Origin of the sequence: Sporosarcina ureae (assembly GCF_029267015.1) — a bacterium.
Lineage (GTDB): Bacteria > Bacillota > Bacilli > Bacillales_A > Planococcaceae > Sporosarcina > Sporosarcina ureae_D.
The window spans coordinates 111,134-133,825 of record NZ_JARIEA010000060.1; the positions used below are offsets into that span (position 1 = coordinate 111,134).

A 22,692-nucleotide genomic window follows, 5' to 3' on the forward strand; every position below is an offset into this window, starting at 1 on the left:
CAGGTCCCTACTCACTAGATTAGGGATCTGGTTTTTTTACGTGTGGCTAACTAGTTGAATATTTAATAATCTAGTATGATCTATGTATACTCGACAAAATGGTACCTTAAAGAAAGAAGGAATAGACTATGGCTTTGTCCAACCGATTACAAAATCTCCCTCCGCATTTCTTTACATTATTATTAAAAAAAGTGGAAAAAGCTATGGATGAAGGTAGAGATGTAATTAATCTGGGGCGGGGTAATCCTGATCAGCCCACACCTCCTCATATTATTAAAGCATTACAAGAAGCTGTTGAAGATCCCGCCACACACGGTTACTCACCTTTCCGTGGAACGCCGGCTTTAAAACAAGCCGTTGCTGAATACTATCAGCGAGAATACGATGTGGTGATAGACCCTGAAACAGAAGTCGCGGTACTAGGTGGCACAAAAATAGGTGTCGTAGAACTTCCTTTAGCTATCATGAATGAAGGTGACTTATTATTGCTTCCAGACCCCGGTTATCCTGACTATTTATCAGGTGTGAGCTTAGCGGGTATTCGCTATGATACGATGCCACTCTGTAAAGAGAATGGATTTCTACCTGATTATGACAAGCTAACTAACGATCAGAAAAAAGATGCTAAGCTCATGTACTTAAATTATCCAAGTAATCCGACTGGCGTCACAGCAACACCAGCGTTTTATGAAGAGACCGTGGCATTTGCCAAAGAAAATCAGATTGCTGTTTTACAAGATTTTGCCTATGGCGGCATTGGGTTTGAAGGTAAGAAACCAATTAGTTTTTTACAAACAGAAGGTGCAAAAGAAGTGGGTATTGAAATGCTGTCCCTTTCCAAAATGTATAATATGGCGGGATGGCGTGTAGGTTTCGCTGTAGGAAATGCAGAAATCGTAGAAGCATTAAATATATTGCAAGATCATTTATTCACCAGCCTATTTCCTGCTGTTCAACGTGCTGCAATCGAGGCTTTGACAGGCCCTCAGCAATGTGTTGAAGAGTTAGTCGACTTGTATGAAAGACGTCTAACGGTTTTGCTATCAGAATGTAAACGTATTGGTTGGGATGTAACGGCTCCCACCGGCTCATTCTTCGCTTGGCTTCCTGTTCCTGAAGGATTTACGAGTGAAGCCTTTGCTGACTTGTTATTGGACAAAGCAGATGTTGCCGTATCGCCAGGCAATGGTTTTGGTGTTCACGGAGAAGGATACATACGTGTCGGTTTATTAGAAAGCGAAGACCGCATGCGAGAAGCCATGCACCGCATTGAAAAACTAGACGTATTTAAATAAGACAAAAACCTTCTCTTTCATTCCATAAGCGTTGGAATAATAGAGAAGGTTTTATTAGTAGTTAATCAAGCTCCACGGCATCAAGTAAAGCGCGCACTTCATCTGTCGTATTGGTATTCATCAATTCATTTCTCAGTTCAGCTGCTCCACGGAATCCTTTTACGTAAATTTTGAAGAAACGACGAAGCGGCTTGAATAGTCGCGGCTCTAGTTCAGTTGAATATTTATCAAAAAGATCTAGATGCAGAAGTAAAAGATCTAATAATTCTTTGTGGTCATGTTCTCTCTTTTCCACTTCAAAGGCAAATGGATTATGGAAAACTCCCCGTCCGATCATGACACCATCTACTCCGTATTTCTCAACAAGTTCTAGTCCCATTTGACGATCCATAATATCCCCGTTGATTGTCAACATCGTGTCAGGCGCAATCTCGTCACGAAGTTTCTTAATTTCGGGAATCAAATCCCAATGTGCATGTCCTTTACTCATTTCTTTACGTGAACGCAAGTGTATCGATAGATTGGCAATATCCTGTTCCAATACATGTCTGAGCCAAGTGCGCCATTCGTCAATATCTGTGTAACCGAGACGCGTTTTCACACTGACCGGCAATCCTCCTGCTTTTGATGCTTGAATAATTGCAGCCGCTGTTTCAGGGTGATTGATTAATCCACTACCTTTTCCTTTCGCAGCCACATTTGGTACTGGACATCCCATATTTATGTCAAGCCCCTTAAACCCAAGCTCTGCCATGCCGATACTCATTTCGCGAAAATGTTCCGGTTTATCTCCCCAAATATGAGCAACAATGGGTTGCTCATCTTCAGTAAACGCTAAACGTCCACGCAAACTATAGATTCCCTCCGGATGACAAAAACTTTCGGTGTTCGTAAACTCCGTGAAAAACACATCAGGACGTGCAGCTTCTGCTATCACATGACGAAACACCACATCTGTCACATCTTCCATCGGTGCTAATATGAAAAATGGCCGAGGTAACTCGCGCCAAAAATTATTACTCATTGTTCATTTCAATTCCTCTCATCGTAATTCGCACTGTTCTTTTTGAAGCAGATGCCAATTATATCATTATACAAAAAATGAGGCAGTGAATTCCACTATCTATGAAATGATACCAAAAATGATTAAGGACATACTACTACTCTGCACTATTTCAGGGAAACTTCATCAGACTTTACATACAACACAATTTTTAGCACATTACAAGAATTCATCGAAAATACCGCTACTAAAAATAAAGTAGCGGTTAAAATATACTCTAGCTTATATACAAGTAAATAATCTTACTGTTATCTTCGTGAAATGTTTTCCTGACCTAGTGCTTTCATCAGAGATACTACCATCAGCAGCATAACGAATGAGAATGGTAAGGCGGCTATAATAATCGTATTTTGCAGTGCCCCCAGACCACCAACCCATAACAAGATCAATGCGATAGATGATTGGATAACACCCCATACAATCTTCACGCTAGTTGCTGGCGTGAGTGAACCGTATGTCGATTGCATACCGAGAACAAACGTCGCAGAGTCAGCACTTGTTACGAAGAATGATGCGATTAATAGAATGGCAATAGCGGAAATGAAGAATGACCATGGCAATTCATTAAACATCTCGAAAATGACTAGTTCTGTTTTAGAACTCGCGATATCAGCGATCCCCGTAAGCTGCATATTAACAGCTGTCGTACCAAATGCAGAAAACCAAAACGCACATAGTAATGTCGGTACCAATAGAACACCGACCATGAACTCTCGAATTGTACGACCTTTTGAAACGCGTGCTATGAACATACTGACAAACGGCGCCCATGAAATCCACCATGCCCAGTAAAAGATAGTCCAGTCAAACAACCATTGTTGATTGTCTACGTTAAGTGGTGCTGTGCGGAGACTCATCTCTACCAGATTCCCCAGATAACTACCGAATGACTCCGTGAACATATTCATGATTAATAGTGTGGGTCCTAAAATCACAACAAATGCGAGTAGCAACACGGCTAGAACGAGGTTCAAGTTGGATAAATACTTAATTCCTTTACTCAATCCTGACCACGCAGATGCAATGAATAGGACGGTGACGATTGCGATGATGATAAATTGAGAGAACGTCCCAATTTTAATACCAAACAAATAATTAAGACCCGCATTAATTTGAACAGCACCAAAACCGAGAGTGGTAGCAACGCCGAACGCAGTTGCAAAGACGGCAAGAACGTCTACGAATATTCCCCACGGACCATCCATTTTTTTACCGAAAATCGGTTTCAATGTTGCTGAAATTAAACCAGGTGAGCCTTTACGGAACTGGAAGTAAGCCAATGCCAATGCGACAACTCCATACATTGCCCATACATGAAGGCCCCAGTGGAAGAAGGATGACCGTAACCCCTCTTTAAATGCTTCATTGGTACTCGGATCCTCAGTTGCCGGACTGACGAAATGTGACAACGGTTCAGCCGCACCATAAAACACTAGACCGATACCCATTCCAGCTGAAAACAGCATGGCAATCCATGTAACTGTGGAAAACTCAGGTCGATCCGTATTTTTCCCCAGACGGATCTTACCGTACGGACTGAAAATGAGGAAGATACTTAATAATAATAGTGAGGATAGCAGTAGCAGATAATACCATCCAAATGATGAGGCGACAAAATTCTTGGCATTACTCGTAATTTCCTCGAAACTATCCGAAGCGAATGCCCCGTATCCGACAGTAATGACGATTAATGCGATAGTAATGTAAAAGACATTTGATATTTTTCTCATGTTTCTCCTTTCGAATTGAGGCTATTTGTTCGTGTAATGAACGATTTCTAACTATACATATACTTTTAGAAAAACGCAAAAGAGAAAAATACATGCAAACATATAGGTAGAGTTGTTTTACTTTTTCATAAAGCGTTACAAATATAGACAGCATCTAGCAATAAGCGATAATAGGATGAAGAACTCTGTCTAATTATGAAGGTAGAAAATATATTAATAACGACTTTATACCTACTATAATGCACTTTTAATTCTCAATAAATGTACTTCATTGAACATAAAATGTTGCTAGGTAAAATGTTGCTGCTATTATTTTATATTTAATCATTACCGAGTTTTTTACAATTGAAAAAGGTTACACTACGTATATAGGAGGAATTGCCATGCAAATTAGTATCGAATGGACATATAAGTCGCGTAACGGAAAAATTACTGTTTTTCATTCGGAGGAAATGTCAGCAGAAGAAGCCATTATGTTTGGCTTGGATATCGAAAAAACTGGCCGAGTAAAAGACGTTATTTTTGTGGATCAACATGATAGCTCATGGACGTTGAAAGAATTGAAGACCTACGTAAAAGGTATCGAAACAGAACCACATAACATCAGTATTTATTTTGATGGTGGCTTCGATTGGGACACGAAGACGGCCGGACTTGGTTGCGTCATCTATTATGATCAAAACGGAAAGTCCTATAGGGTGAGGAAAAATGCTTTCGTCGAAGGTCTAACTTCAAATAATGAAGCAGAATATGCCGCACTTCACCTATGCTTGCAAGAGTTAGAGATTCTTGGAGTACATCACTTGCCTATCTCTGTACTGGGTGATTCACGTGTTGTTATCCATCATTTAACCGAAGAATGGCCTGTCATCGAGGAAGATTTGTATCGCTGGGCAGATAGAATTGAAGCAAAGATGAAATCGCTTGGATTAGAACCCCAGTTTAAGCTCATTTCTAGAAAGTTAAATAACGAAGCTGATCGACTTGCAACTCAAGCTTTGGCGGGTGTTAAGATTATGGCGAATACTGAAAGGTAAATAATACGTAAAATAAAAAAGATCATTAAGAAATATATCGCTAACTTACTTGCTTAAACAATAATCTAAATAGTAAGATATACTAGTATAGGCCTACTAAATTCATTAGTGGGCCTGTATATGAATAACTATTAATAAGGAGTGAGTTATGTGAGAAAAGTATTATTTTTAATTATGGTACTAGTTTTGAGCTTTTCCTTCAGTCTTCCCACTGGAACAGAAGCAGCTACAAAAACAACTGCCATGTATGTAAGCGCAAAGAGTGACATCGTCCTCCGCGTAAAGCCTGCCAAAAATGCAGAGAGAGTGGGAACAATTAAAAACCACTCGAAGGTAACGGTCTTTTCTTCTTCAAACGGTTGGTCGCATGTACAAGCAGGAAAGAGTAAGGGATATGTTTATACATCTGCTTTATCCAAGAAAAATCCTAATGCCGCCACTCTAACTACTGTTACAAAAGGTTTGACCCCTGTTAGTGGCTTAACCCTAACGTATTCCCCTTCTTTTTTCGATGATACAAAAGAAAGTTTTGTTGTAAAAAAAGATGGTGAATTCACTTTTCTATTCAATATAGGAGACACACTCTATCCTGACTATTCCAGCTATACGTATATCGAGGATAAAAATAGACTAATGATTGGCGTATCCGATTCGGATGTTATTTTTGTAGATGTGTTATATCCATTGAAACAAGGAACGTACGCAAAATCTGCTTACGATGATTCCAAAGTTTTAGTGGAAAGCACGACGAAAACGATCAAGGTAAAGGCAGGTACGTTTAAAAATGTTGTGATCTTACGTCACAAAGACGGTTCACGCGAATATATTGCAAAAGGAATCGGGATCATCAAGAGTACAAACAACAAAGGAACCATTATTACAGAGCTAGTATCATATAAAGCAAAAAAGTAATGCATACTAATGAATAATTGCTGCCAAAGGACTTCCCTAGGTGGCAATTTTTTATATTGATCTTAATTTAATAAACTGAATAATTTCATGTTATTCTATGGAATACTATTCAACTATTTGCTTATATAAAAAAAGGCTTCATTCAACGTAACGCTCTGTGGAATGAAGCCTTTTTATATAATTATTTATCATCCTCAATTTTAGTAATCGCCACGCCACGTTCCTTAAACACAGTTTGTGCTACCGATAAGGCATTTAGTACACTCGGGAATCCTGTATAGGGAATCAAGTGCATAATGCACCCAATGATTTCATCCGGTGTTAAACCGACGTCGAGTCCTGTTTTGATATGCATCTGAATTTGAGGTTTGCCTTGTGCCACAAGCGCTGTAATCGTTGTCAGTACTTTTTGTTTATTGTCGAGCCCAGGTCGCGAGTAAATATCACCAAATGCGAATTCTACAACGTACTTGGTCAAATCGGGAGCGACATCTTTGAAGCTTTCACCAATCTCCATCTCACCTGCTGGGTTGTCCTCAGTTGATAACGTGAGTTCCATTAACTTTTCTAAACCACGTTGATAACGATCCTCTGCCATTTTTAAAAACCCCCCGAATCTTTTTGTCTGCTATTTCATCAAATGGTACTATTCATTTCATTGTACCAAACTTTACGACAAATCCAAATCTTACATCTATTCTTTTATAAGTATTCATTCTGTTCTGTTTTTCAGGCATATAATGTCTAAATTAATTCAATCATTACTAGAAAGATTCTTTATCCTTTATACTTAAGGAAACAATCATGGGGGTCTGTACGATGGATTTTAAAAACGTAGAGGAACAAATCATACAAAAGTATAAAGATGACGAAAATTTGATGATTCGTCTATTTGTCCAATGGTGCGTGAATCATAAACTGAATCCACAAGCTCTCTATCAAAAAGCATATCCTGAACAGCGGGAGAACCCTGCATTAAAAGAAGTAATGGAAAACGACGATGGATTCGAAGAGCTTCATATCGATAATGAAACTATGCTCGACGTACTTCAGATGTTCGGAAATGATGATTTGGCATTTGTGGTAGCGGATGAAATACAGAATTTTAAAGTGTAATATTTTTTATTAGGCATACTGATTTTTAGGAAAACCACTGTATCGCTACTGTTTATTATTATGACAATCACTCAAAATGTGTCTGCAACGGAATTCACTTCTGATGCAGACACATTTTATAAGGTCTTAGATCCCTTTGGCCTACCTACCACTAACATAGCTGAATATAGTACAAGAGCGATTCCCATTACCTGCAACGATCGCAACTGATCTCCAAGAAACAATACACCGACCAGAACTGCGACAATCGGTTCAATCGTCGCCAGAATGGATGCCTTTCCAGCTTCCAAATACTTCAGTCCTAATGTATATAACACATACGCCGCCACAGTAGAAATCAATGCAAGTAATAAGGATGAAATCCATACATCAACATGCTGAAATTTATCGAACTTGCTCCACACATCACTCGTCAAAGACATGAACAGTCCCATATAAAAGAATGTGTAGGTAGTAATCGTCAGTGCGGAATATCGTTTTGTCACAGGCTTCGTTAGCACACTATATAAAGCGTAACAAAAGCCAGATAGAATTCCCATGAACAGCGCATTGCCAGGGATACTTGACGACCCATACGGTAAAAATCCAACCACAAATGCACAGCCGATCATTGCGAATACTAGCGACAATCCCTTTCGTAAAGTCAACAACTCCTTGAAGATCACCCTTGATAAGATCATGACAAATAACGGTCCTGTATATAGTAATGTTACAGCTACTGATAAACTTGTACGAGAAAATACCTCGAAGTAAAAGTAATTAAATAAAGCAAGACTAAAAATCCCTGCGCTCGCGAAAAAAATATGGTCTTTTAATCGGGTATGTAACTGGTTACGAAAAAACATCACCATGATGATAAATAAAAAGGTGAAACTAAAAATCCCGCGAATTGCTACAACATCCCACGCACTGAAACCTTGATCATAAAGCGGTGCTATGAATAAACCGATTAGTCCCCAGCAGACCGCTCCTGAAATGGTTAATAAATAGATTTTCACACTCGCCTGTGCTTCCATTTTTCTTTCATCCCCGTTCTTTTCCTAAAAGATGCCCCATTTATGTATAGTAGCTTGCATAACGAATTATTAAAAAGAGTCGATAACTTCAAAACTATTTGCTCCATGACTTTCTTTTCTCATTTGTATTAATTTAAGTTGGAATCGATCTAATAAAAATCGGATAATACTTATTCAAATACTTAAGTACTTCGCACCCATTTTATTGTATGATTATTTAATACATACAATAATGTCTACTATAAGGAGGTTTCGCATGGATATTGTCCCAGTAACGTATTCCGATGAACTTCAAGAAATAGTGAAAAACTCTCATCAATTGAACGAATGCTTTTCGGAAAAAGAAGTAGTGGATTACATCAGCAAGTTAGCTAAAATTGAAGTAATGGATCTGTATATCCATCATTATAAGGATCATGTAACCAGTCGGGTCATTTATGAAGCAATTACACAAGCATTCCACATTCAATTACCTCTTGCTCCCGTTCTAACACTTGCGAAGCTCGGTTCTTTTGAAGCCCATACCTTAAAGGTTAATGAAAACTGCTCCGATCTCTCTTCGCAAGCTCTATTGGACTTATATTTAGACCATCATAATTATCGCGTGACAGGTAAAGAAGTCCGTACAATGATTAACCACTATTTTGGTATGAATTTAGATGGAATTGATAAATTGGGAAAAACCAGAATTTCTTTGTATTCAAAAAGTCAGTGGCTCGTGAAAGATAGTAAAGATTTATTTGTCATTCATACTGGCACAAATGATATAGACGTGAAAATCTACTGTACAGACTACTTTATGGAGCGCACTGGGTTAAAAAGCATACCCACCCAACTACAACAATCTTTAGCCGGCATGGGGTACAGCTATAATCCGAGAGTCGATGCATATTACTTTTCAAATCCTTCCGGCACTACCGTTTCCAATGAGTTTAAAGGAGAAACAATAGATGCGATTGTAAAAGTTACACATGCATTGTATCCAACTATCAGATGAATACAAATAACCTGAAGCAGACACGAAGGTAGCGTCTACTTCGGGTTATTTACTTACCAAAAGAGGAGAGAAACTTCACACGGTCTCCCATTGGAGGTATTGTATTATCGATCAAGGAAATTTCAAGAACTGAAGGTCCTTTAACGCTCATAAGTTCGTCTATCGCTTCCTGCGTCAAATCTTCCATCGCTTCAATCCGTTTGCTCGGTATGTTCATAGCCGCGGAAATTGCTGCAATGTTTACGGGTTGTTGTTCAAATGATGAATGTGAACGTTTATATTGTAACGAATGACCGTGGTAGACCATTCCGAGGCGCGCATTATTCATCACTACAAATAAAATTGGCAACTTATGTTCTTTCGCAGTTAGAATTTCCATTCCGTGCATAAAGAAACAACCGTCCCCTGTAACACAAATCACCGGACGTTCGGGTTCAGCAAGCTTAGAACCGATTGCGGAACCTATGCCACTGCCCATCGCGCCGAAGTGTACATTTATATCAAATGTATCAGACTCCATCACAAGCATGTCATGGATGATGTACGCCATGAATTCACCGATATCAACGGTGTATCTTGTATGGCGGGGCGCGTATTTTTGTAGACGTAGCAAGACATTTTTCGTATTGTACTCGTCGTTCCTTGTTACGTTTTTTTCTTCTTTCACAAATGACGAAGAATGGGTTCGCGAATCTTCTATTCTTAATTCATCCAGTAACGCAGCCAAACTTAGATCTATGTCGCCTAAAACAGGGATATCCACTTCATATTTACGATTAAATACGGAGGAATCATGATCCAGTTGAATAGTATATCGATTTTTGGTGAGATTGACATTCCAGTTATTCGTAGCCGTCTCGCCTAAACTGGACCCTATAACGAGCAAAGCCTCTCCACCATCTCCATTAATCAAGCTAGAAGCGACGTCATTTCCTGCAAATCCGAATACGCCAGCGAGGAGCGGATGATCATCTGGGATATAGCCTTTTGCTTGCGGCGTTGTAATGATTGACCAACCAAGAATATCCGCTAATTCAAGCAATTGTTCGACAGAGTTTCGAATGCCTTGCCCAACAAAAATATATCCATCTTGTTTAGAGACAAGTTCTTTTGCAACAGATTTTATCGTATGTTGATCGGGAACAATAGGTGCTCTTTTCGGCCAAGCCGGAATTTTCGGAGTATCAATTTGATTGATTTGGATATCGATCGGCATAGCAATGTGTACAGGGCCCGGAACACCTGAAATCGCTATTTCACAAGCCTTAGCCACTTCGGTCAGTAAATCCTTTGAATCTATTACAGTCACACTATATTTCGTCACAGATGTGAAGAGCGGTTCTGCATCCAATTCCTGAGAAGCATTTAAACCGACAGTGTCGACAGGAACTGCACCCGTTAAGAATAAGACAGGGACATGTTCACGCATAGCATTCGCGGCACCTGTGAGAAGATTGGTACCACCAGGCCCACTGCACCCAATACATACACCCATAGTAGATGTGTATTTCGCATAAGCGACTGCCATATAAGATGCTGCGCCTTCATGCTTCGTCACAATCGGCGACAGTTCAGGTATCTCATACAACTCATCAAAAAATGCATTAACAGAACCTGCTGGAATTCCAAAAACATGTTGTATTCCGCCAGCCACTAAATAATCTAGTACTGCTCGAACAGCTTTCATAAACTCTCTCCTTTAGTAGCCAGATATGTGCTTTCAAACTCATTCACTTTCAGCGGCACATTAAAGTAATAACCTTGCATGGTATAACATTCTCTTGAAGCTAAAAATTCAGCTTGTTCTAATGTCTCGACACCTTCAGCAACTAGATCCAAACCTAGATTTTTTGCAAGCGTGATAATTGTATTCACGATAGCAAAATTATCGTCATTACTTTTCAAATCCCTTATAAACGACTTATCTATTTTCAAAGCATCAATCGGTAAATTCTTTAAATAACCTAAAGAGGAATAGCCTGTACCAAAGTCATCAATGGACATTTTGATACCCATTGCCTGTAATTCTTTCATAGTATGAATAGTCATTTCTGTATTTTTAATGATTTGATTCTCCGTAATTTCGAGACATAAAAGTTCCGGTGATACGCCTACTTCATCTAAAATACTTTTTACTGTTTCGAATAAATTATTTTCCTCAAACTGACGGGCGGATAAATTTACGGACACTACAATTGGTGCATATCCTTTATCTTGCCACTTCTTGATTTGGTTACAAGCACTTCTAATAACCCACTCTCCTATAGGAACGATCAGTCCTGTTACTTCTGCCAGCGCGATAAACTTATCTGGGGAGATTAAACCTTCTGTCGAATGATTCCATCTCAATAATGCTTCAGCTCCAATTATAGTACGTGTGCTGTAATCAATTTGAGGTTGAAAATAGATTTCCAGTTCTCCACGATCAAGCGCTTTATATAAAGCATTTTCAAACTTCACATTTTCAAACGTTTTAATATCCATTGCCACTTTATAAAAATGATAACTATTGCCGGATACTGTTTTAGACTGATACATTGCGATATCCGCATTTTTTATCAATAACTCCGATGTCTGCCCGTCTTTCGGAAATAAGCTGATACCTATACTGCTGTGGATATGCATTTCATGTCCTTTTAGATTGAACGGTTTATTGAATTGATCAACTATTTTTTCCACCACTTCTTCCACTTCTGCTTCTGATTCAATAATGGGTAAATAGACAATAAATTCGTCTCCACCTTGACGTGAAGCAGTAGCACCTTCAGGAAGGCATGTACTAATACGTCTTGCTACATGTGACAATAAAATATCTCCGTAGCTATGACCTAATAAGTCATTTACTGATTTAAAACGATCCAAATCCATAAATAGTACCGCTGCTTTTTCTCCATGCATTTGTGAAAGTCTCAACCCCTGTTCCATTCGATCTTTTAACAGCACCCGATTGGGCAGATTGGTCAAGCTATCATAATACGCATGATACCTGATTTCTTTCTCCATCTTCTTTCTTTCGGAAATATCTTTAAAAGTGACCACATCTCCAACGACCCTATTTCCTTCTTTGATGGAAGATCTAACGTATTCTACAGGGAAATTAGATTGATCTTGTCTAAAAAATGTAACATCCTCATGTTGTGTAAAGTTTTCATTGTAGATAATACTGACAGGTTTACCTATCAGTTCATTCTTGCCCTTATAACCAAGCATAGTCGCAGCAGCAGGATTACAAAACGTAATGACTCCATCTAAATCCAAGCCGAATATCCCTTCGCCTGCGGAGTGGAGAATCAGTTCTTTCTCGCGACTGAGCCTTTGCAATTCTTTCATCGTTGTTTCAAGTTTAGTATTCTTTTCTGTAATCTCTGCAGTTCGCTGTTCTATGATCAGTTCTTGTTTTTCCATATTCAATAAGTTCAATAAAGTGGAAGCAGTTGTATCAACAATGGATTGCGTCAGTTGCTGACTCGCCAGAGAGTAATTTGGATTTTTTTGTTGGAGGTCTGCAATTACTATTAAACCCAATACTTTTCCCATTGAAACAATTGGCAGAACAAACATCGATTGAATACCAAAGTATCGGCATACCGTGTGATTTACCCGATCATCTGCAAACACATCAGGAATGAGTTCCGCTTTTCTAGAAGCAATCACCTCTTGGAATACTTTATCATTTTCCTCGTCAAACTCGATCTCGTCATGAGATTTAACCCACTCTTCTGGAGACCAATTACTATTCCGATTAATCGTTGCAGGCTTAATCTTTTTATGCACTAACGGATCGATCAAGTGCACGCCAATGTTATTGTTTCCAAGGACTTTTTCGATATACAGAAAACTCGTATCCAAGGCTTCTTGCATCGTAGAACACAGGGACAATTCCCTTGTTATATCTAACAGCAACTGCTTTTCCTGAATTAGTTCTTCTTTGTTCATCAGCAAGTTGGCGTTTTGAATAGCAACAGCAGCCATATTTACATAGGACTGAACGGTTTGAATCTCTAGCTCCGTTAAATTCATCGGTATTCCATAGTCGAACAAGAAAACTAGTCCAAATAATTCCGTTTCACCGGTAATAGGTAAAACCAGAAGAGATTTTATCTTAAAACCTTGTACTGCTCTTGGGTCAGGTCTATGGTCTTTGGAAGTATCGGGTATATATATAGCTCTTTTAGTTTCAATTACTTCTTTCGCCAGTAAATCGAAATCCGTGTCAATTACATGCATATCCAGTGTCATGCCGTTGATGACATCAGGTTTTCCTACGAACCCCCTGAATGACCCATCTGATTGTGGCAAATAAATTCCGACCGAGTCACATTGGACAATCTCCTCTGATATTGCAGTAACGACGTGATTCAGCACTTCTCTTAACTCTAGCTTTGTATTTATTAACTTTGTTATATTCGCAAGACGAAGATATCTCATTTGATCTTTCACTATTCATCCCCCCTTTTCTGCGCAAATATATTCTCTATTAATAGAGTAGTAGATACTCTATTGCATATCGAGTAATAAGACATTATTTAAGTTATTCGACAAAATATTTAAAATAGCCTTTTAATAGATGTAAAGGCTACTTTAAATATATAACGAACCAATAATTTTTGTATATGCAAATAGTAGTATTCCCTAAGTAATGACAAAATACTCCCCGGCAGTTGCATGGTTGCCGGAGAGTATAAATTTATATATGTTAGTTTCCAAGTAGGAATTTAACGCCACCTACGCCTACATCAGCTTCTATATGGATCGTCGTATCGGATTGACCATACACTTCGTTCACATAAACACCTTTCCCTTTGGATATAAAGTCCTTCGCTTCTATACTGCCAACTCCTTTGTCTACAACTAATTCAACGCCGATGTCTTTCGGCAAATAAATAGTTGCACCACCTACCCCAAGATCAAGTTCTACATCGAAACTTTCCTGCCAATCATCATCCAAGTTAATAGTCGTATCGCCAACTCCCGCATCAACCGATAAGTGGCTTAGTCGAATTCCCGCTAGATCCAGTTCTGAATCTGATACACCCATTGCAATATCTAGACGCACAGGTATTTCATTAGTCAGCTGAAGTTTCCAATTATTACGTTGCTTTCGCAAAATTGATAAACCCGTTCCCTTCTGTTGTATCTTTACATAGCCGATGTCTTTTTTATTCTTATAGGCAACGGACGGATACCATTTTTTTATATTGGTATCGATGTTACCGTCCACCCATTCCGTCGCGCCACCTTCAATCAAGAAACTACCCGCACCGAACTCAATATCTACGTCTAGTGACTTGGCATCATCTTTTTTAATGGATAATGCGCCCGACACCTTTTCTTTCGTAAACCGGTCATATGTCCAGATCCCTGCCGTTCCCAACAATACAGCTCCTACTATTATTATCAGTATTTTCCGCATAGTAACACTCCTTTATTCTATCTTAAGCGAAATGCACAAAAATTGATTCATCCAAATGATTGAATTGTATATCCGTCTTAGGTCTGAGTGATGTATGTAAGCAGTTGGACGTTTACGAGTTCTATAATTTGAATTCTACATAGTCTATGGTATTATAGAAAACAAGTTAATAGTCCGGGTTTGAGTTACTGAGAAGACCTCAAGAAGTGATTGTGCAAATGCAATCACTTTCTTGAGGTCTTTTTTTGTTCCTTGTCCCACTATAAAAAGGAGACGATAAAAATGACAACCTTTTCATCAATGAATCGAAATGAAATTATGAATACGTTGAGAACTGAGAATTTTGACGTTTTAATTATAGGCGGTGGCATTACCGGTGCAGGAATCGCACTGGATGCAGCGTCACGCGGTATGAAAACTGCATTGATTGAGATGCAGGATTTCGCATCTGGGACATCAAGCCGTTCAACAAAACTAGTGCATGGCGGCTTGCGATATTTGAAGCAATTTGAAATTAAAGAAGTTGCCGAACTAGGTAAAGAACGTGCAATCGTCTATGAGAACGGTCCACATGTCACTACACCAGAATGGATGCTACTGCCGTTTCATAAAGGCGGCACATTTGGTCCTGCATCTACAGCACTCGGATTAAAAGTATATGACTTCCTAGCTGGGGTAAAACGTAGTGAACGTAGAAAAATGCTCAATCTCGATGAAACTATAAAACGGGCACCACTTATAAAAAGAGAAGGACTTCAAGGAAGCGGCTACTATGTGGAATACCGCACCGATGATGCGCGATTGACAATTGAAGTGGCAAAATCCGCAGCAAAAAAAGGTGCCACTCTATTAAATTACGCGAAAGCGGAAGGTTTTATCTACAACGAGCACAATCAGATCTCAGGCGTCCAAGTACGGGACATGATCAAAGACGAAATGTTGACTATACAAGCGACAAAAGTGATCAATGCGGCAGGTCCTTGGGTCGATGAAGTGAAAGAAATCGATGGCCATTCTAACGGAAAGAACTTGATCTTGTCCAAAGGAATTCATCTAGTATTCGACCAAAGCGTATTCCCCTTGCATCAAGCAATCTATTTCGACACGCCTGATAAACGTATGATCTTCGCTGTGCCACGTGACGGGAAAACCTATGTCGGCACGACAGATACGTTCTATGAAGGTGATCCAAAAGAAATGCAAATCACGGAAGAAGACCGTACGTATATTTTACATGCCATCCACTATATGTTCCCTGATGTAGCTGTATCTGAAAAAGATGTCGAGTCTAGCTGGGCAGGCGTTCGCCCTTTAATTCACGAAGACGGGAAAAACCCTTCCGAGATTTCACGTAAGGACGAAATCTGGGAATCTGAACGTGGTCTGATCACGATTGCTGGTGGTAAATTAACGGGTTATCGCAAAATGGCGGAAACAGTCGTAAACAAGATTTCCAGTCTTCTGCAGCAAGAAAAGGGATTGCAATTCAAACGGTCCAATACAAAAAACATGCCGATCTCGGGCGGTGATGTTGGTGGTTCAGCTCAATATCCTCGATTCTTCAACCAAGCGGTCAGCCGTGGGATGTTGCTCGGATTCACAGAACGCGAAAGCCGCCATTTAGCTGCGCTTTACGGGTCTAATGTCGATCAAGTCCTAACCATTCCTTATGATGCATCCGAATCAATGCCGCGCATTCTCTATGTGAAATTACGTTATGCGATTGAACAGGAGATGACTGTAAAACCGACTGATTTCTTCATTCGTCGTACGGGTGACTTGTTCTTCAATATTAAAAATGTCCAAGATGCAAAACAAGACGTACTCGTCAAAATGGGACAGATCTTGAACTGGACTCCCGATGAACAGCAACGCTATGAGTTAGAGTTGGAAGACGAGTTGCAAAAAGCTACATCCGTTGTGTAAATACGATAGTATAAATGTATATCCCTAGATGGAGGTTCCTTTATATGTCCTTTCATAACCAAAAAGTATTGCCAGCAGCACGTACACTAAAACAATTTGAAAAACTACTGGAGAGTCCGTTCGAGTACATCGTTTTACTCGAAGTGCATATAAGCAATTTAAAAACTGTTAAGCAAGAAGCGGAAAAGCGATGTAAGAAACTCATAATTCACGCGGACTTGATACAAGGTCTCAAAACAGATAATTATGCAGCTGATTTTTTATGTAATGATATTCGACCTGCAGGCATTATATCCACACGGTCGAATATGATCATGAAAGCAAAATCCAAAAACATTCTTGCGATCCAGCGTATGTTTTTACTCGATACTATTGCGTTGGAGAAAAGCTACTCTCTCATTGATCAAACAGCCCCCGATTTCATCGAGATGCTTCCGGGTGTAATCCCTGAACTTATCGAAGAAGTCTATGAGCGTACAGGTATACCTATCATTAATGGTGGACTTATTCGTACGAAACAACATATTGAGGATGCACTTGCAGCAGGAGCCGTAGCCGTAACTACATCAGATAATCAATTATGGGAGTCCTTTACGTGATAAGAGAACTTTCTGAGTTTTTGTTGACAGATGAAACCAACCACTCTATACTTGGAAACAAGTTAATATAAGTGGTTGAGTTTAGGAGTCCACAATTAAGTTCTTGCGTAGAGCAGGGGGTTAATTGTGGACTTTTTTGCGTCGTAAACGCTCAACTACCAAACTAACACTAGGTAGGAGGAGATGTAGATGACAGCTTTTACAGGTGAATTGATCGGCACTATGATTTTAATTTTATTTGGTGGTGGCGTAGTAGGTGGCGTAGCGTTGAACAAGTCTAAAGCAATGAGTGGCGGATGGATTGTTGTCACTGTCGGTTGGGGACTTGCGGTTACACTTGGCGTATACGCAGTAGGTCAAGCAAGCGGTGCACATTTAAATCCAGCGGTCACGATTGGCTTTGCGACTATTGGAAACTTCCCTTGGGCGGACGTTCCCATGTATCTGTTGGCACAAATGATCGGGGCCATCCTTGGAGCGGTATTGGTCTACTTCCACTACTTACCCCATTGGAAAGAAACAGAGGATCCGACGGCAAAGCGGGATGTATTCGCTACTACACCTGCCATTTACAATCCCCTATCAAATGTCACGAGCGAAATAATCGGGACATTCATTTTAGTGCTTGGCTTATTATCAATTGGCGCCAATGAGTTTACTGAAGGACTTAATCCGTTAATTGTTGGAGCTTTAATCATCGCCATTGGTTTATCACTTGGTGGCACAACTGGCTATGCGATTAATCCCGCGCGCGATCTCGGTCCACGGATTGCACATGCTTTTCTTCCCATTCCAGGCAAAGGGCCATCAGGATGGAAGTATGCATGGATTCCGGTAGTGGGTCCGATTATCGGCGGTACATTCGGAGCATTATTCTACAAACAGTTTTTCGTAGGAGAAAACAGTGTTACGTTTTGGTTAATTGGAGCAATTATCCTAGCGATTCTTCTCGCTGCCCAGTTCTCCATTCGCAAAGAAACGGTACAATCAGCAATACAAACACAGTCAACAAAAGCAACGATTGACTAATTCACTCACCTATACTGGAGGAATATATTATGACGAAAAAATATATTATGGCACTTGATCAAGGCACAACTAGCTCAAGGGCAATTTTATTTGATAAAAAAGGTAGAATCTTTCACTCAGCGCAACAGGAATTCACTCAATACTTCCCTAAGTCCGGATGGGTTGAACACAATGCAGACGAAATTTGGAGCTCTATTTTATCCGTAATTGCAGGCGTGTTGTCCGAGAAAAATATATCCGCTGAACAAATTGAAGGGATCGGTATCACAAATCAACGCGAAACAACAGTTGTTTGGGATAAGCACACAGGAAACCCAATTTATAATGCGATCGTCTGGCAATCGCGTCAAACTGCAGACATTTGCGACAACCTCAAAGAAAGCGGTTACAATGATTTATTCAGAGATAAGACCGGATTGCTTATCGATGCATACTTTTCGGGCACTAAAGTCAAGTGGATTTTGGATAATGTAGAAGGTGCACGTGAAAAAGCTGAAAACGGAGACTTGTTGTTCGGTACGATTGATACGTGGATTATTTGGAAGTTATCCGGTGGTGCGGCACATGTAACGGATTACTCGAACGCTTCTAGAACGCTTATGTACAATATACATGAACTACAATGGGATGAAGAACTATTGTCTATCTTGGGTGTGCCGGCATCGATGTTGCCTAAAGTGTGTCCTTCATCCGAAGTCTATACACACGCAGATCCCGAGCAATTTTTCGGTCATGCTGTTCCTATCGCAGGTATTGCAGGAGATCAACAAGCTGCATTATTTGGTCAAGCTTGTTTTGAATCGGGTATGGTGAAAAACACATATGGAACAGGTTGCTTTATGCTAATGAACACAGGCGAAAAAGCGGTTAAATCCGATAATGGGCTGTTAACAACCATCGCTTGGGGAATTGATGGCAAGGTAGAGTATGCGCTAGAAGGAAGTATCTTCGTCGCAGGTTCAGCAATCCAGTGGTTGCGCGACGGCTTACGCATGTTCCGAAACTCTTCCGAAAGTGAGCAATACGCAAAACGGGTCTCTTCTACAGATGGCGTCTATGTCGTACCGGCATTTGTTGGTCTTGGTACCCCCTACTGGGATAGTGATGTGCGTGGTGCCGTATTCGGTTTAACACGTGGAACGACGAAAGAACATTTTGTACGGGCTACGCTAGAATCTCTTGCGTACCAAACGAAAGACGTCGTTGATGCAATGGAATCGGATTCGGGTATCTCTCTAAAAACGTTACGGGTAGATGGCGGAGCAGTCGAGAACAACTTCCTGATGCAGTTCCAATCCGATTTACTAAATGTATCGGTAGAACGACCGACGATTAATGAAACAACAGCGCTCGGTGCTGCATACTTGGCTGGCCTTGCTGTAGGCTTCTGGAAAGATCGTTCAGAAATTGCAGCTCAATGGGCGATAGATCGACCGTTCCAACCAAATATGGAGGATTCTGAACGTGAAAAACTGTACAGCGGCTGGCAAAAGGCTGTACAGGCAGCGACTGTGTTTAAATAAGTTTTTTGCATACATTCCTGTGGGTTCATTTGTCGTGACTGTTTTGATTGTCATGCCTTTACCCACAGGTATTTTTATCCCGTTGTCTTTTCTAAACTAGCGACTCGTATGAATCTACACGGATAGTTTGTAGTGGCTAAAGACATCGAATATAGAGTAATAATAAAGTTCGCTGCCATCTAAAAATAATAGCCGATCCGCACGATTGGAAGTTAATTGTGGCCGCAAAGGATTTCCATCAGGTTTACGAAAATCGAGCTCTTGAACTATTTCATAGGAATCGGCTTTTCTATCCAATTCAAAAAAGTGATGATGATCAAAGTACTCTCGGTGCACGACCATTGTATCGCCATTGATCGCAAATGTTTGAAATCCAAGTGCGTCAGTAGAGAATTGGAACTCGCCACTCTCATTCATTAAACCAATCTGTGCATCCATACCAATGAAATACCAAATCTCATCATTCACCGCCACATTCAGCGCCAAACATTCTCCCGTAAGCTTTCTATCGTTCCCGTCATCTATAATATTCCCTTCATGATCCCAGCCTACTAGCCCTGAATTACCAATTGGTTTCTTCCAACCATAATTACCGTACACGCCTTCATCAAAATAACCTGTCCACATCTGATTATTTTTCGTCGTATATATATGGTCGATTCCATCGCCTAAACAGAATGAACGAATCAAGTTCCCCTCCCAATCATAGACGCGTCCATTTTGATCAACATGGGTTTCATCATGATAAATAGATCTTGCGCAGGCAAGTAATATATGGTCATCATCAATCGATTCGACTATATGGTAATTCCACTGTTCATTCGGTAAATGCAATACCGTCTCCTCACCATCCTTCAGACGAAGTACTTTATAGGAGTAATATTCCTCCGTTACAGTTGCGGGAAATCTGTGGTCGACTAGCGGTGGTTGCTCTTCTGCGAATAGTATAAGCAAATCTTGTTTCGGACCAATGGAAATAGATAGTGGGATGAAACCTTCAATATGCTTTTGGATATTAAGAATTGGAGTTATCGGAATGATTTGTTTTGAATGAATATAAATCACCTCACATTTAGAATTTTTTCAATGTCCAGTTTACCAATCTTTTATCAAACTCACGATGCGACTGTCCTTCAGCCCACTTGCTCAGATCTTGATAATCTTCATGTGACGGGTCTTGCATCTTTTGCTTTAATACCATGCAGTGCCACAATATAGCGAGTTTTATCGTTCATTAAAACGATGGTCTTTCTACGATTGATGAGTACTACATTCGCATGCCAAGAAAAGAATGGATCCTCTTCTTCATGAACCGCCACTGTAAACGGAATAAGATCCAACAGTTTTTTCGTTCCTGAAATTTGCACAAAATCACTCCTTCTATAGTCTACTAACTATATTTGCCTAAACAAACGATCCTCTCATTCTTTATCCACATCGGGGAAGTACTTCTTCATTAACACCTCAGCCTCTGCTATGCCAGCCTTTGTAAGAGTTACAGACTTTGATCGCCTACCTCCACGTATTAAATCCTCTTCCTCTAACTGATTCAACGCATCAAACGAGTAACCTTTCCAACTGCGTAAAGGCCCTTCTGGAAAATCTTGATCTTTCCAAGATGTTGCGTATAACAATAACAAAGTTAACTCTTCGATTTGTCGCTCCATGAACAGTCACTCCTCTTCTTGAAGTATTTTTATCGACTTTTAATCAGTATATAGTAAGTAGAATACATATCCAATGACTACTGTTTACTATACGAATAAGTCTGACAAATATATTGAACTGCTATCATTTCATACTTTCCCATAGTGTACAGGTATATCAGATGGAAATAATGAAATTTAAAAAACAGTTATATATATCTACCTTTTTCATTACATTTCGAATATACGTCAACCAATGCAGCGTGCTAAAATAAATTAAATACAATTCCAAAGAGGATGTGTAAAACTCAAAAGAAGTCCGTTATTAGCTGTACACTCATCACGTTACACTGTATTTGATTTATAAAATCAAACGATTAAAGAGGTGTTCAAAGTTGATAGCAGAAAATAAAGAACAAACGATATTTACTCATACAGGAAAGAAAATCATAACAGATCGTGTTATTGATATAATAGCGAAAGTCGATGAACCACTAGTCGTTGTACTCGGCAATATGTTAAGTGACGAAGAATGTGACGAACTGATTCAGCTTTCTACAGATAAAATGAAACGTTCTAAAATCGGCGTAATTCATGCGGAAAACGAGATAAGAACAAGCAGCGGTATGTTTATTGAAGAGCCTGATAACTTGATCGTCCTACGAATAGAAAAACGGATTGAAACAATTATGAATATCCCCATCGAACATGGCGAAAGTCTCCAAGTTCTTCACTATCTACCTGGACAAGAATATAAAGCACATCACGACTTCTTCTCAGCCACTAGCAACGTTACGAATAACCGGATTAGCACACTCGTCATGTACTTGAACGATGTCGAACAAGGCGGCGAAACATACTTCCCTCACCTCAAACTGTCCATCACACCTAAAAAAGGAATGGCTGTCTACTTTGAGTATTTTTATAATGATCCGCTGATCAATGACCTAACGTTACACGGTGGTGCACCAATAGAAATCGGAGAGAAATTTGTAGCTACGCAGTGGATGAGGAAGCAAAGAGTACGATAAGAAACTTAAAATCTAGCTTGCATCAGAAAAACCGTTCGGGGCTGTAATAACAGTCTCGAACGGTTTTACAATATCAGCTCACTTGTTCAACCGTGAGTATATCACTTCACTTCCAATTTACGTTTTCGTGAATGTTCAAAACCACCTTTATTTAGGCCGTAACAAAGTTCTATACCATTACGCTTAACTACTTTTGGTTTTGTAAGTTGAAATTATCGATCATTAGTAAAAAAGGTTCTAAATCAAATGTTGGGGTGGAGTAAATCAACTACCATCCCTCATCCTAAATGAACGCCAATTTCTTTATATTTGATATTTAATAAAATCTTCGCCCTAAAGTGATCGAAACGTCTAAAGCC

20 protein-coding genes are annotated in these 22,692 nt (G+C 39.7%); 10 read left to right on the forward strand and 10 right to left on the reverse strand.

What is annotated here, in order from left to right; genetic code table 11:
* The first annotated feature begins 128 nt into the window (after positions 1-128).
* Positions 129-1,295, forward strand: coding sequence for a pyridoxal phosphate-dependent aminotransferase (locus Q7P97_RS10250; RefSeq protein ID WP_303969094.1), 1,167 nt, complete (start codon positions 129-131; stop codon positions 1,293-1,295).
* 61 nt (positions 1,296-1,356) lie between these two features.
* Here the strand turns inward: Q7P97_RS10250 and Q7P97_RS10255 are convergent, their stop codons facing one another.
* Together Q7P97_RS10255 and Q7P97_RS10260 are read right to left on the reverse strand one after the other, a co-directional pair.
* Positions 1,357-2,319 (reverse strand): tRNA dihydrouridine synthase, encoded by a 963-nt coding sequence (locus Q7P97_RS10255; protein WP_303969095.1) that lies wholly within the window; start codon positions 2,317-2,319, stop codon positions 1,357-1,359.
* A gap of 287 nt (positions 2,320-2,606) precedes the next feature.
* Positions 2,607-4,088, reverse strand: a complete 1,482-nt coding sequence (locus tag Q7P97_RS10260; RefSeq protein ID WP_303969096.1) for a glycine betaine uptake BCCT transporter — start codon at positions 4,086-4,088, stop codon at positions 2,607-2,609.
* A 383-nt stretch (positions 4,089-4,471) separates the two neighbouring features.
* On the opposite strand from Q7P97_RS10260, the gene Q7P97_RS10265 reads away from it, so the two are divergent.
* Both Q7P97_RS10265 and Q7P97_RS10270 read left to right on the forward strand, forming a co-directional pair.
* The gene (locus Q7P97_RS10265; RefSeq protein ID WP_303969097.1) at positions 4,472-5,125 is read left to right on the forward strand and encodes a reverse transcriptase-like protein; all 654 of its coding nucleotides are present in this window, start codon (positions 4,472-4,474) and stop codon (positions 5,123-5,125) included.
* Between the two features lie 150 nt (positions 5,126-5,275).
* Entirely contained in the window at positions 5,276-6,037 is a 762-nt protein-coding gene (locus Q7P97_RS10270; RefSeq protein WP_303969098.1) for an SH3 domain-containing protein, read from the forward strand.
* Between the two features lie 181 nt (positions 6,038-6,218).
* Here the strand turns inward: Q7P97_RS10270 and Q7P97_RS10275 are convergent, their stop codons facing one another.
* Complete coding sequence (locus Q7P97_RS10275; protein ID WP_303969099.1) at positions 6,219-6,635, reverse strand: carboxymuconolactone decarboxylase family protein; 417 nt, start codon at positions 6,633-6,635, stop codon at positions 6,219-6,221.
* Positions 6,636-6,856: 221 nt separating this feature from the next.
* Here Q7P97_RS10275 and yxiS point away from each other — a divergent pair, with 221 nt between their 5' ends.
* Entirely contained in the window at positions 6,857-7,153 is a 297-nt protein-coding gene (gene yxiS, locus Q7P97_RS10280; RefSeq protein ID WP_085427285.1) for a protein YxiS, read from the forward strand.
* Positions 7,154-7,269: 116 nt separating this feature from the next.
* Here the strand turns inward: yxiS and Q7P97_RS10285 are convergent, their stop codons facing one another.
* Positions 7,270-8,169, reverse strand: a complete 900-nt coding sequence (locus Q7P97_RS10285; RefSeq protein WP_303969100.1) for a DMT family transporter — start codon at positions 8,167-8,169, stop codon at positions 7,270-7,272.
* A gap of 256 nt (positions 8,170-8,425) precedes the next feature.
* Here Q7P97_RS10285 and Q7P97_RS10290 point away from each other — a divergent pair, with 256 nt between their 5' ends.
* Positions 8,426-9,166 (forward strand): hypothetical protein, encoded by a 741-nt coding sequence (locus tag Q7P97_RS10290; protein ID WP_303969101.1) that lies wholly within the window; start codon positions 8,426-8,428, stop codon positions 9,164-9,166.
* Between the two features lie 49 nt (positions 9,167-9,215).
* On the opposite strand, the gene Q7P97_RS10295 is transcribed toward Q7P97_RS10290, so the two are convergent.
* The 3 genes from Q7P97_RS10295 to Q7P97_RS10305 all read right to left on the reverse strand — a co-directional run bounded on the left by Q7P97_RS10295 (position 9,216) and on the right by Q7P97_RS10305 (position 14,579).
* Positions 9,216-10,853: a thiamine pyrophosphate-binding protein gene (locus Q7P97_RS10295; protein WP_303969102.1), complete on the reverse strand. Its 1,638-nt coding sequence runs from the start codon at positions 10,851-10,853 to the stop codon at positions 9,216-9,218.
* Positions 10,850-13,609 carry an EAL domain-containing protein gene (locus Q7P97_RS10300; RefSeq protein WP_303969116.1) on the reverse strand — a complete coding sequence of 920 codons (2,760 nt, stop codon included), beginning with the start codon at positions 13,607-13,609 and terminating at the stop codon, positions 10,850-10,852. The genes Q7P97_RS10295 and Q7P97_RS10300 overlap by 4 nt, the downstream gene beginning before the upstream one ends.
* 253 nt (positions 13,610-13,862) lie before the next feature.
* Entirely contained in the window at positions 13,863-14,579 is a 717-nt protein-coding gene (locus tag Q7P97_RS10305) for a toast rack family protein (protein WP_303969103.1), read from the reverse strand.
* Between the two features lie 282 nt (positions 14,580-14,861).
* On the opposite strand from Q7P97_RS10305, the gene Q7P97_RS10310 reads away from it, so the two are divergent.
* The 4 genes from Q7P97_RS10310 to glpK all read left to right on the forward strand — a co-directional run bounded on the left by Q7P97_RS10310 (position 14,862) and on the right by glpK (position 19,656).
* Positions 14,862-16,505 (forward strand): glycerol-3-phosphate dehydrogenase/oxidase, encoded by a 1,644-nt coding sequence (locus Q7P97_RS10310; protein WP_303969104.1) that lies wholly within the window; start codon positions 14,862-14,864, stop codon positions 16,503-16,505.
* Between the two features lie 44 nt (positions 16,506-16,549).
* Positions 16,550-17,104: a glycerol-3-phosphate responsive antiterminator gene (locus Q7P97_RS10315; RefSeq protein WP_085427300.1), complete on the forward strand. Its 555-nt coding sequence runs from the start codon at positions 16,550-16,552 to the stop codon at positions 17,102-17,104.
* 189 nt (positions 17,105-17,293) lie between these two features.
* Positions 17,294-18,133, forward strand: a complete 840-nt coding sequence (locus tag Q7P97_RS10320) for an MIP/aquaporin family protein (protein ID WP_303969105.1) — start codon at positions 17,294-17,296, stop codon at positions 18,131-18,133.
* A 29-nt stretch (positions 18,134-18,162) separates the two neighbouring features.
* Complete coding sequence (gene glpK / locus Q7P97_RS10325; RefSeq protein WP_303969106.1) at positions 18,163-19,656, forward strand: glycerol kinase GlpK; 1,494 nt, start codon at positions 18,163-18,165, stop codon at positions 19,654-19,656.
* Between the two features lie 114 nt (positions 19,657-19,770).
* Here the strand turns inward: glpK and Q7P97_RS10330 are convergent, their stop codons facing one another.
* From Q7P97_RS10330 to Q7P97_RS10340, 3 genes are all read right to left on the reverse strand, one after another.
* Complete coding sequence (locus tag Q7P97_RS10330) at positions 19,771-20,721, reverse strand: hypothetical protein (RefSeq protein WP_303969107.1); 951 nt, start codon at positions 20,719-20,721, stop codon at positions 19,771-19,773.
* Between the two features lie 98 nt (positions 20,722-20,819).
* The gene (locus Q7P97_RS10335) at positions 20,820-21,023 is read right to left on the reverse strand and encodes a DUF6933 domain-containing protein (RefSeq protein WP_303969108.1); all 204 of its coding nucleotides are present in this window, start codon (positions 21,021-21,023) and stop codon (positions 20,820-20,822) included.
* A 54-nt stretch (positions 21,024-21,077) separates the two neighbouring features.
* A complete protein-coding gene (locus Q7P97_RS10340) occupies positions 21,078-21,323 on the reverse strand; it encodes a DUF6429 family protein (protein ID WP_303969109.1) in 246 nt (81 codons plus the stop codon).
* A 374-nt stretch (positions 21,324-21,697) separates the two neighbouring features.
* Between Q7P97_RS10340 and Q7P97_RS10345 the strand changes: the two genes are divergently transcribed.
* The gene (locus Q7P97_RS10345; RefSeq protein WP_303969110.1) at positions 21,698-22,333 is read left to right on the forward strand and encodes a 2OG-Fe(II) oxygenase; all 636 of its coding nucleotides are present in this window, start codon (positions 21,698-21,700) and stop codon (positions 22,331-22,333) included.
* The last annotated feature ends 359 nt before the right edge of the window (positions 22,334-22,692 follow it).

Bases quoted from the DNA above. Each gene is read 5' to 3' on its own strand.
- Q7P97_RS10250 (WP_303969094.1), top strand. From the start codon at position 129: ATGGCTTTGTCCAACCGATTACAAAATCTCCCTCCGCATTTCTTTACA.
- Q7P97_RS10255 (WP_303969095.1), bottom strand. From the start codon at position 2,319: ATGAGTAATAATTTTTGGCGCGAGTTACCTCGGCCATTTTTCATATTA.
- Q7P97_RS10260 (WP_303969096.1), bottom strand. From the start codon at position 4,088: ATGAGAAAAATATCAAATGTCTTTTACATTACTATCGCATTAATCGTC.
- Q7P97_RS10265 (WP_303969097.1), top strand. From the start codon at position 4,472: ATGCAAATTAGTATCGAATGGACATATAAGTCGCGTAACGGAAAAATT.
- Q7P97_RS10275 (WP_303969099.1), bottom strand. From the start codon at position 6,635: ATGGCAGAGGATCGTTATCAACGTGGTTTAGAAAAGTTAATGGAACTC.
- yxiS (WP_085427285.1), top strand. From the start codon at position 6,857: ATGGATTTTAAAAACGTAGAGGAACAAATCATACAAAAGTATAAAGAT.
- Q7P97_RS10285 (WP_303969100.1), bottom strand. From the start codon at position 8,169: ATGGAAGCACAGGCGAGTGTGAAAATCTATTTATTAACCATTTCAGGA.
- Q7P97_RS10290 (WP_303969101.1), top strand. From the start codon at position 8,426: ATGGATATTGTCCCAGTAACGTATTCCGATGAACTTCAAGAAATAGTG.
- Q7P97_RS10295 (WP_303969102.1), bottom strand. From the start codon at position 10,853: ATGAAAGCTGTTCGAGCAGTACTAGATTATTTAGTGGCTGGCGGAATA.
- Q7P97_RS10305 (WP_303969103.1), bottom strand. From the start codon at position 14,579: ATGCGGAAAATACTGATAATAATAGTAGGAGCTGTATTGTTGGGAACG.
- Q7P97_RS10310 (WP_303969104.1), top strand. From the start codon at position 14,862: ATGACAACCTTTTCATCAATGAATCGAAATGAAATTATGAATACGTTG.
- Q7P97_RS10315 (WP_085427300.1), top strand. From the start codon at position 16,550: ATGTCCTTTCATAACCAAAAAGTATTGCCAGCAGCACGTACACTAAAA.
- Q7P97_RS10320 (WP_303969105.1), top strand. From the start codon at position 17,294: ATGACAGCTTTTACAGGTGAATTGATCGGCACTATGATTTTAATTTTA.
- glpK (WP_303969106.1), top strand. From the start codon at position 18,163: ATGACGAAAAAATATATTATGGCACTTGATCAAGGCACAACTAGCTCA.
- Q7P97_RS10340 (WP_303969109.1), bottom strand. From the start codon at position 21,323: ATGGAGCGACAAATCGAAGAGTTAACTTTGTTATTGTTATACGCAACA.